Annotated in this window: 4 protein-coding genes and 1 pseudogene; 2 read left to right on the top strand and 3 right to left on the bottom strand. The window is 47.3% G+C overall.

From position 1 onward, the window contains the following. The 3 genes and pseudogenes from J5I83_RS02695 to J5I83_RS02685 all read right to left on the bottom strand — a co-directional run. Positions 1-2,322, bottom strand: a pseudogene (locus tag J5I83_RS02695) (WD40 repeat domain-containing protein); the annotation flags it as partial. Continuing rightward, positions 2,319-3,764, bottom strand: coding sequence for a toll/interleukin-1 receptor domain-containing protein (locus tag J5I83_RS02690; protein ID WP_304053090.1), 1,446 nt, complete (start codon positions 3,762-3,764; stop codon positions 2,319-2,321). The gene J5I83_RS02690 and the pseudogene J5I83_RS02695, both read right to left, overlap by 4 nt. 55 nt (positions 3,765-3,819) lie before the next feature. After that, positions 3,820-4,677 (bottom strand): DUF4231 domain-containing protein, encoded by an 858-nt coding sequence (locus J5I83_RS02685; RefSeq protein ID WP_304053089.1) that lies wholly within the window; start codon positions 4,675-4,677, stop codon positions 3,820-3,822. A 427-nt stretch (positions 4,678-5,104) separates the two neighbouring features. Here J5I83_RS02685 and J5I83_RS02680 point away from each other — a divergent pair, with 427 nt between their 5' ends. Both J5I83_RS02680 and J5I83_RS02675 read left to right on the top strand, forming a co-directional pair. Next, complete coding sequence (locus J5I83_RS02680; protein ID WP_304053087.1) at positions 5,105-6,484, top strand: toll/interleukin-1 receptor domain-containing protein; 1,380 nt, start codon at positions 5,105-5,107, stop codon at positions 6,482-6,484. Beyond that, a complete protein-coding gene (locus J5I83_RS02675; RefSeq protein ID WP_369683387.1) occupies positions 6,481-10,605 on the top strand; it encodes a tetratricopeptide repeat protein in 4,125 nt (1,374 codons plus the stop codon). Before J5I83_RS02680 ends, J5I83_RS02675 begins: the two co-directional genes overlap by 4 nt. Positions 10,606-10,835 lie beyond the last annotated feature (230 nt).

The following is a 10,835-nucleotide window of genomic DNA, read 5'->3' as shown; positions in this document are numbered from 1 at the left end:
GCCGGACACGATGCGGCGGCCGTCCGGGGAAAAAGCGACACTTGAAACGTCATTCTGATGACCCAGCAGGGGTTGGCCGATGGGTTGTTCCGACTCAGCATCCCACAGGCGCACGGTGTTGTCCCAGCTGCCCGAGACGATGCGGCGGCCGTCCGGGGAAAAAGCGACACTGAAAACATCACCCTGATGTCCCAGCAGGGATTGGCCGATGGGTTGACCCGACTCGGCATCCCACAGGCGCACGGTTTTATCCCAGCTGCCGGACACGATGCGGCGGCCGTCCGGGGAAAAAGCGACACTTGAAACGGCATCATGATGTCCCAGCAGGGATTGGCCGATGGGTTGACCTGACTCAGCATCCCACAGGCGCACGGTTTTGTCCCAGCTGCCCGAGACGATGCGGCGGCCATCCGGGGAAAAAGCGACACTCGAAACGGCATACTCATGTCCCAGCAGGGGTTGGCCGATGGGTTGACCCGACTCGGCATCCCACAGGCGCACGGTGTTGTCCCGGCTGCCTGAGACGATGCGGCGGCCGTCCGGGGAAAAAGCGACACTTAAAACAGAATCACCATGATAGCGGCGCATGATTTCAATGGGAAGAGTCAGTGCATTAGTCAGCGCCACATCAATTTCATGCACGTAGCGAGGATCATCAGTGCGCCGACTTACCGGCGTAACGCTGAGCGCGATCAACGCACCGACCCGGGCATTACCATCATTGGCATAACTGCGTGATAGGCCCGCGGCTGCCAGGGCGCCGGCGCGCGCCTGTCGCAAGGTTTCCGCTTGCTGGCGTTGGATTTCGGCTTGTTGCATTTGATTCTCTAAATGTAAAGATATCCCTCTGCCTGCAAGCAATAGAGCCACGAGGAGTAAGGCACTGGCTTTTATACTATTGAAGATAAAGCTTTGATGGCGGAATTGCTGGACACACTGCCAGGCATCGCCATAGCGTTGACACCAGTGCGGACCAATCTTTTTCTGCTTGATCCAGTGGCGGATGCGCCAGCTATCGCGGAGTGAAAGCCGCTGGCTTTTTTCCGTACGTCGCACCAGATCCCACCATTGCCGGCCATCTTCACGTTCTTCAAACAGCCAACCTTGCTTGAAGTCACGTTTCTTTCCGCATAGCTTGTGCCAGCTTCGAATCAGCGCTTCATGACCGATATCGATTTCGGGATCCTCGCCGCTGCCTTGCTGGATGAAACTCGCTTCTTCACTGCTGAATTGTGCTAATACTCGATTGAGCGAAGCTTTGGCGCGATCAGGCTGATCATTCAACCGCTCGGTGATCAACGCGAGCAGCGCACCATATTGCTGAGGACGGCGGGTGGCGCGATCCTGTTCATCCAGTTGCGTGATGGCTTTCATTAATCGTTCCAGAGTTATGAAATCATCAGGATGGGATTGCGCGAGTAATTCGGTTAATTGCTCTGCTTTAACATGGATCGAGCCTTTGATGCCGCCAATCGTTTGGTAATCTTCATCGCGCAGGTGTTTGGGATCCCTCGACGCAACTTCCCATAAGCGCCGCAATGTGTGCTGCAAGGTAGGAAGCAGATCGGTTTCTTCCTCGATATCCAGCAATAACCGTTGTACCAGCAGGTTATCGATCAGGCCGTTTGCATCATCGATCGGTCCACGAATGATCGCTTCAAGCTGATCCCGGCCAGGCAGCGGCACCAGATATTGTGAAGCACTGACCGCTTCAGCCAAGCCAGTATAAGCCGCGCAATGACCAAAAAAATCCGAGCGCATGGTAATGACTACATGCAGGCGGTTGTTGGACTGCTTCACCGCGCTCAGCAGGAGTTCGACAAATGCGCGGCTTTCTTCTGCCATCGCAGCTTTTTGCAGCCCCTGCGCTTCTTCGCCATAGCGGAACAGTTCCTCGAACTGATCGACGACTAACAGCAGTTTTGGGGCGTCAGGCGCTAGTTTGTCAGTAACCTCGGTTAGACCATAAGCGGATTGGCGCAGCGTCATGTCGTAGCGATAGGTGCGGGCGTTGGCCAGCGGATCGTTTCCTTCCTCGCGCGCTTTCTCTGAAAGGGCTAACGCAAGTTTTGCAATGGGTGCCGAACCCGGTTTGGTGATGACCGTTTGCCAATCCTCATCCATGAGTCTGGGCAGAATGCCCGCGCGTACCAGTGATGATTTTCCTGAGCCTGAGGCGCCCACTACTGCCGTAAAACGGTTGTTATGCACTTTGTGCAGCAAAGTGACAATTTCCTGGTCACGACCACGAAACCAGTGATGATCAGCCATTTCAAACGGCCGTAATCCGACAAAAGGCGGTCTAATGGATGAGCTGGTCATGATTCGTTCCCGTGTGGAGGTAGAATTTCCAGAGATTCCAGAAGATCTCGGCATTTCTGAGCATTATCTGGTAATGCTTCGATTTTTCGGCAGATAATCCCTTTCTGAAAAAATCGCCGTTTTTCAGCATCATTTCCGCCAGGCAGCCGCAGACAAACTGTTTTGGCGGGCGCCGGCGATAATTTGGTTAAAAGTGCTTGAAGATTTTCTTGACTGGCCATACCCCAAGGGATTAAAACAGCAGAGGCTTCCGTTGTAAGTTCAGCGTAAGTTTCAGGATCGAACAACTGAACGTTGAGGTTACACTCCTGAATTGCATTGGCCAGTTCAGTTGCCAGTTCTTCATCATCAGGATGCGCTGCTGCGATCAACAGCAGGTTAAATTTTGCACTCGAGGAACGTTCCTCTGCCTGCGAGGCTGGCTTGAGCCGCTCGCGCAACAATTGCGACAAATCGGTCACCTCTTTGCCAAATATTTCTTCATTTTGCTGGAGTTCACCGAAACGTTCCGTGACGACATCGACAGGATTTCGTTTGTCACCCGTTTCGGTGCGATGCCAGCGGGGCACCCACAAGATGCGGTGGTATGGCATTGCGCGCGCCAGCCGCAATTGGAGCGGAACAATCGGCTCGGTAGCGCCTTCCGGCGTACTGCCATTTTTTTCACCGAGCAGATGCACGGCAAACACTGCTTGAGATAGCCCTGCTTTGACCATGCTTACAAATGCTTCGGCTGTATCGGGCGATGTGTCCGCTTCCGGCACGACCTTGATACCATTTTTTACCAGGTCATTGACCAGCCGCTGCCGTGCATCGCGCAGGTCACTGGCTGCAAGCGCGATAAATACAATCTGACCCGTTGCGGTCACGGGTGGTACCATAGCGGCTGGTCGAACGATGCCCAGTTTGTTAGAAATGGCCTCTGCAATTGTTTTGACGAGATCATAGTAGGCTGTTTCGTCTTTCAACCCGCGCCAATAAAATTCACGCGTTTTACCTGTAGATTCAACTTCGAAAAATTGGTAGCCTGTACGTGCATTGTCGTTTTGCATGAGTGACGGTAAGAGTTCCCGTGCAAGCGGATGCTTGAATACGGGAATATAACGTTCAATGTCTTCGGCATGCAGTTGAAAGAACAGTTGCAACTCGCGCTGACACCATTCTCGCTGTATCCAGTTTCTCGAAAGGATTGCGAGCAAGAGTTTGGCTTGTTTCAAAGCTTGCTCAATCTTGGGGGTGAAGGCCTCGTGCGGTTCAATCTCATAGCGATCAAGCCACAGTTTGGCCTCTGCTGCCCCGCGATCCGTTAATTCAAAGCGCAATTGATTCCAGAAAAATGAGACCCATCCCTCTACTTTTTTATCAGGCGGCTGTTCGTTGTCCGCGCGGGCATAGCTGATAAAAACAGAGTTGTTAGAAGTTGGTCGCGTAGCATCTGTCATGATTTATCCCATCACAATCGCGTTGATTGTTCAAACCCATCACTATTTTCATGAATTATGACTCCAGCCATAAACCCATCCAGGTGCTGTTTTCTGCGGCCAGTACTGTTTCGCATTCCATGACCCAATTGGCTGGAGTTGCTTCATCAATCTGCATTTTTAGCTTGATGTTTACTAGCCGATTGGCTGTTGTACGGTAGATCGGAATCAGCTTGTCAAAGCGAGTTGCTTCGAGATGCGATACTACGGCGCCACCCAACGTGGTTAGCACAGCGGTAATGGCTGCCAGATCAATGTTGAGAAGGGGAGATGCGGCAAGTGCAGCAATAATGGCAGCGACGAGCGAGAGCATCCATTCCAGAGTGTGTAATCGTTGGGAGTAGGTGTCATATTGCATCGATCGATCGCGGTAATACTTGATCTGCTTATCGATCCGCTGCTCCAGATATTCATTTAAACTCAGGTCTTGCCTGGGACAACTTCCCAAACCCCTGGTTGTCTGCTCAAAAAGAAGGAGATCATTTACCTTATTTTCAATCTCGGCTTTCTGATTCAGGAGAATCTTGTCGCGTGTTTGTGGATCATGGTATGGGCCAGCCTGGGCAGCGTAAAGAAAAGCCTCTCTTTTTAATGCTTCAGCAGCGATGCGTGCACGCAAGTGGCGGTCGATGACATCTTTGTTCAGCCACCTTGCAGTGATAAACGTGACAAATGCCAGACTGATCGCACTGAGTACCGCAAGGTAAGTGGCAATGTCTGGGTTAATTTGCTGGACTGCGCATGCGGCAAATAAAGCACCCAGGAATGAAGCGATAAAGGTTGAATAACGCGCGCGATCGGTAGCTGATTTTAATGCATTCGCTGTTTCTGACCAGACCGCCTGGCGGTCAGCAACGGATTCCAAGATGGACATCATGACACCTCTCTTTCTTCCGAATGGTTGCAGACAGGCACTTATCCTCATCATAGCCAAGTCATTTTCAGCTATTCAGTTGTAATACTGTAATGCATTGCAAAGCTGTTTTAAAGTGGATTTTCTCGCAAGGTGAATAAAATGTTTGGCCGCTAAAAGTACTTGCAGATGGTGATCATGCTTAGTACAGTGTATTAACCCGAATATTTCATAAATTGACACGCGCCCTCACTTGCCTTATTGATTAATAAGAAAGATTTTGCTCAGTCGGGTGTATGAATCACTACACCACTCCTTCTCAAAACTTCCCTATTAATCAAAACTCTGCGCGACCATCACGCGAATTTATGAAATATCCGGGTTAAAAAGCTGGGAAGAATCACAACAGACTTCCCTTTTCATCAATTCATATAGTTTGAGCTTAACTATGGCTGAGAAAAATATCGAGCGATTGTGGGATCAACTATTTACTTTCATCAGAGATGAGCGTGTCATTCCGATCGTTGGCCCAGAATTGCTCAAGATCGATATCGATGGTGAAAGGACACTGCTCTATACTTATCTTGCTAGACAGCTGGCAAAAAAGCTGGAAATCTACTTTGAACCCACTGATAGCTTGAGTACCGTTGCTGGCCGCTATATTTCTCAGGGGATAGATCGGCGGGAGGATATTTATCCAGAGCTGATGAATGCGATGCCGTCACTGACTCAAGATCAACTGCCCGATGCTTTGGTCAAACTGGCTGAAATCAGTAAATTTAAATTATTTGTCACCACTAGTTTTGATCCCTTGCTGGTATACGCGCTGAATCAAATCCGTTATGGCGGGGAGAGCAAAACGCAAGTGCTGGCTTTTTCGCCAGAATCGAAGGACGATCTCCCAAAAGAATTTGGCCAACTAGATCGTGTGACAGTATTTCATTTGTTTGGAAAGCTATCGCCAATTCCGGATTACGTCGTCACTGACGAAGATGTGCTGGAATTCATGCATGCGCTGCAATCCAGAACATCCCGGCCAGATCGACTGTTCGATGCCTTGAACAAGCAGAGTTTGATGGTGATCGGCTGCCCTTTATCTGATTGGCTGGGGCGTTTCTTTGTGAGGATAGGCAAGAAAGAACGTTTGATTATGTCAGGGGGTAAAACTGATTTTATGGCAGGTGATCAGTTGCGGAATGAGAAAAATCTGGCGGAGTTCCTGCTCCATTTCAGTAATCGAACCAAGGTTTTCCCGAGTTCATCGATCGAATTCGTCAATGAACTCCACCAGCGCTGGCGAGCACTTAATCCACAAACAGGGCAGTCGGCAAATCCGATCGATATACCCGTCAACGATCTTGATAAAATGCAGCAGGGAGCCGTTTTTCTGAGCTATGCGAGCGAGGATCGGCCTGCTGTCATGTTGATACGTGATGCGCTCGAACAAGTCGGCATCGATGTGTGGTTTGATCGCAACCCCGATGCACTGCGCATCGGGGAAGATTTCGAGCTCAAAATCAAGACCAATATCGACCAGTGTTCGCTGTTTATTCCGATCATTTCTGAACACACCCTGACACCCAAACCCCGTTTCTTCCGGACTGAATGGAATCACGCCCAACAACTGGCAGGACGCTACCCTGATAACTGGCGGTTTATCATTCCAGTGGCGATCGATGATACCCCTCCTGATACGTCCGCTGTGCCTGAAAAATTCCGCAAACTGCATTGGGAAAGGTTGCCAGGCGGTCAGACGCACATTCAATTTGTAGAGGAAATCAAACGCCTTTACCGCGCTTATCAACGAAACTTTGTTCAGTCAGCATGAATACACCAGCCATCAGCTCATTGCTCTCATCCGGACAGATACTGGTCGATGATGAACATCCTTGGCCGGGACTGGCTTCGTTCCGCGAGCAGGATGAACATTATTTCAAAGGTCGTGGACCGGATATAGAAAAACTGCGCACGCTCGTTGATCGTGAACGCCTCACAGTGCTATTTGGCGTATCTGGCTTGGGTAAAAGTTCGCTGCTGCAAGCGGGTCTATTCCCACGCTTGCGCCTGGAGCAAGTTTTTCCTGTTTATATTCATCTGGATTTTGCTGATACCGATCAACGTCTCAGTGAACAGGTGTTTTCAGCCATTGTTCGGCAGGCGCAGAATAATGCGATAGAAGTGCCTGCGCACAATGAAGGTGAGACCCTGTGGGAATATTTTCACCGCAAGGATGCCGAGTTCTGGGATGCACGTAATCGCATCGTGATTCCCCTACTATGCCTTGATCAGTTTGAGGAGATTTTCTCGCTTGCTCGTGAAAATCCACAACGCAGCCAGGAAGTCAAACAATTCACTATTGAGCTGGCGGATCTGGTCGAGGGACGTTGTCCCGAAACAATCAAAGCACATTTGGATGACCATCCAGATAAAGCAAAAATCTTCAGTTTTAGTCGTCAACCTTACAAGATCATTCTTAGTCTGCGCGAAGATTATCTTGCTGACCTGGAAGGGTTACGCAAAGGGATGCCCTCCGTTATCCATAACCGCATGCGGCTTACGCCCATGAGCGGTGATCAAGCACTCACCGTTGCTGATCAAACTCAAGGTCGTTTGATGGAAACCAGTGTGGCTGAATCCATCGTACGCTTGGTCGCGGGAGAACAAGGCGAAACGTATGAGGCTTTAACCGAATTGCGCATTGAACCTGCATTGCTGAGTCTGGTCTGTCGTGAGCTCAATGAACAGCGCATTGCTTACAAAGCTCGTCAAATCAATGCACAATCCGTTACCACCAGCAATCGCGAACAAATCCTGGAAAATTTCTATGATCGCAGCTTGGAAAACGAATCATCTGAATTGCGCCAGTTCATCGAGGACAGACTCATCACCCTAAACGGTTTCCGCAATAGCGAAGCGTATGATAATGCCCTTGGGATTGCAGGCATCACGCCAGAAGCACTTTTCCGCTTGGTTAAACGGCGGTTGCTTAGGCTGGAAGAAAGGGGTGGGGTTAAACGCATCGAACTGATCCACGACGTACTGACTAGCGTAGTACGCAAAAGCCGTGATCAGCGCTGGGTGTTGGAGAGGCAGCGGCAGGCTGAAGCGGCACGTGAAAAAACTGAAGAAGCATTTCGCGCCAGTAAGCGTAGAGCAGTTTTTTATTTGGTCATGCTGTTTATTGCATCTTGTGCCTCGCTCTGGGGGTGGTGGAGCTGGTGGGATGCTGAGGAGGCGAGAATGACCGCTGATCAGGAACGCTTTCGCTCAGATAAACTTTTAAGTTTTATGTTGAGCGAAAAACTTCAAGCTGAGATGCGCGATATTGGGCGTGGGGATCTTCTGGAGTTAGTACAGAAAAAAAGTGAAGAAAATTTGAAAGATCAAAGTTTCAATAGGGGGCTGGCATTACGTAATAGCGGTAATCTGAATCGTTCGCGTGGTCAGTTAAATTTGGCGATAGAGAATTTTCTTCAAGCCCAGGCAATATTTGAAAGATTTATAGATACCAAGGGAGATAAGGCAAAAATAGAATTGGCGCGCACCCTTGTTCAAATGGGAGATGTACTTTCTGATAAGGGAAAGCTATCAAAAGCCTTAAAGGTCTATGAACAAGCTGTGCAGATTCGCAGGTATATTGCTACTCAATATACCAATAAAATATCTCACGAACTTTTCGAAATTTACGAGCAGAACAGCACGCCAGCACTTGAATTAGCAGAAACACTTGATGGATTGGGAACCCTTTATTTCCGAATAGGTGAAGTGTCAACAGCATTTAAGCATTATGAAGAAGCAATTTCGATTGCTGTGGATCATTTATTTGAACCGATAAATTTAATTGATGAATCTGCGGCTATCTATGAATATCCCTCAGAACCGAATTTTTTAGCTCTAAAAGTATTGGCAAGTGTCTTAGCAAATAAGAGTGTAAGAAACGTTTGGATAACAAATGAGCGTAGGCATTTTGATTCGGGTTTATTCATCATGAATGAATATCTTAAGGCAAAACCCCTTTCAGCAGTATCACGTCATGATGAAAGTCGAATAATTTTCTGGCTGAGTCAAAACGATAATATTTCCATAGATGATAAGTTGGCGGTGATTAGAAAAGTTATCGAGGGGTTTGAAATGCTTAGACGAGTAGATTCTAAGAATTTTCTTTGGCGCAACGAGTGGGCAAATATTCAATGGATTTATGGTGATCAGCTCTTAGATAGCTGTTCGACTGAAAGCCAATCATGCTCAGACAAGAATTTCACCATGATGGAAGCTAAACGTCGGTTTCATGAGGGTTTAGAGCAACTTAGAGTGCTAGTTGAGATGGACAAAGCCAATTTGTCATGGAAGCTAGATTTAGCTGCTGCATTACGCGATTATGCGATCTCTCTCAAAAAGAAAAAGAAGCTACCATTTGAATATATGAGTTTTCTCGATGAGGCCATCGAGATTTATTCACAATTGATTCTGGACATTAATGATACTGAAACAAGAACTTGGTATGCGTGGACTTACAAGGAGCGAGCTTCCGGCTGGCAACAACTGGGTAAAGCTGAAAAGGCACTGGAAGATTTACAGCAAGCAAGGATTATCTATGAGGATTTAGTCAATAGATTGCCTGACCACCCATACTTTGGAAATTTACTAATCCAAATACTGGATGATGAAATCAGTCTCCGCGAAAAAAATAGTGATGATTCTGTTTTAGTCAGTCTGATAAAACGAAGGGATGAATTAAAATTAGCAAATAAAGTCGTGGATGATAGCGATAATTATCAGAATTCAGAATGGACCAGACAGAAGGAAGTTGCGGAGGAAGCTAAACAAAAAAACAAACCAGAGGTAGCTACGGCAGCTTATCAAATTGGAATAAAGGCTTTATTGGAGGATGCGAAAGCAGACCCAAAGCGAGCGGAAATTTGGAATCAGTTGGCGCAAGCCCAGTATCAACTTGCTGAAGTATTCTACACATCAAATTTATTAGCTAAAAGCATCGCCACTTACCGAGAAGCTATACTGTCAGCCAAGGAAGCCACCGTTCTCTCGCCTGAGAAGGACAATTTTCAAAACTGGTTGCATGTTATCCATTTTGCTCTCGGCGTTGCTTTGCAGGAAACCAAAGAGCTGGAATCAGCTCGTGATCAGTTTCTGGATTCTCTTATTCCTTTGAAAGTTGCCCTAAAGCTGAATTCTACCGAATCGGTTTATCATCAGAATGCAAGAGAAGCATATCGTATGATTTATTTGATCGAACAGGAATTACTTAAGCATAATCCCGGAAATTACTCTAGATTGTTTGACGGACGTAAATCGGCATTGCAACAAAGGCTTTATGCGGCTTGGAATGCTATGGCTTTTTCCTCCAATCAAGAGCGGGCTTTACAACTACAAAAATTGTTCATGGCTAGAAGGGATTTGGCCGAATTCTTGGCTTTTGAAAAGCAAGATCTAAAGCAAGCATTATCCCTCATGGAGCAAGTCGTGATCGATGCAGAAAAAACTGTCGCTGATAAGCCAAAAAATCCAGAGCTTTACTGCCGCCTTGGCGAGGCGGATTACGCCATTGGCATGTTAAGACGAGAACAATTACTACCAGGCTGGGAAGAATCTATACGGAAGGGCTTGCTAGCCATTGATTGGGGTATTAGCATTGCCAAAAAAGAAGAGCCAATTTGTCATATATTTTCAGGTGCTTATCGTAAGAATTTAGGTAAATATTTACTTAAGGATGGCCGTGCCGATGACGGAAAAGAGGAATTGAAAAAAGCGCTCTCAGCTTCTCAGAAAGTTTTGCAGTACTGGCCCAATGATGAACAAATCAAACAAGATATTGAAGTAATACTACAAGAACTCAGCGCATTTGATAAAAATTCAGATCAGCCATTCATTCCAATACTGAAGCAACCAACTATTCCCATTCCTGCTATAAAACCTTTATTAACTGGATAGTTGATTTAGGCTTTAATTCAAGAGCTGGAAAATTACTGCCATTCACATCATGCTAAATCAGTTGCTATATAAAAGGTATCACCATGAATCCTTATTGCTTTGTGATATAGCAAAGCTCAAATAAATTGATTACAATTCATAGATGACTTATCCATCATCATTTCGCTGCAAAGTTTTGTCCGTTCGCAAGAAGGAAGGACTTACCATTGCGCAGGCGGCGGCGCGTTTTT

It is taken from the genome of Nitrosomonas communis (genome assembly GCF_024102715.1).
Classification (GTDB): Bacteria; Pseudomonadota; Gammaproteobacteria; order Burkholderiales; family Nitrosomonadaceae; genus Nitrosomonas; species Nitrosomonas communis_B.
The sequence above is the reverse complement of the archived record's forward strand: the minus strand, read 5'-3'. Positions and strand labels throughout refer to the sequence as shown.

What these genes read in the sequence shown, in the direction of transcription:
- J5I83_RS02685 (WP_304053089.1), bottom strand. Translation starts at nt 4,677, where the DNA reads ATGTCCATCTTGGAATCCGTTGCTGACCGCCAGGCGGTCTGGTCAGAA.
- J5I83_RS02680 (WP_304053087.1), top strand. Translation starts at nt 5,105, where the DNA reads ATGGCTGAGAAAAATATCGAGCGATTGTGGGATCAACTATTTACTTTC.
- J5I83_RS02690 (WP_304053090.1), bottom strand. Translation starts at nt 3,764, where the DNA reads ATGACAGATGCTACGCGACCAACTTCTAACAACTCTGTTTTTATCAGC.
- J5I83_RS02675 (WP_369683387.1), top strand. Translation starts at nt 6,481, where the DNA reads ATGAATACACCAGCCATCAGCTCATTGCTCTCATCCGGACAGATACTG.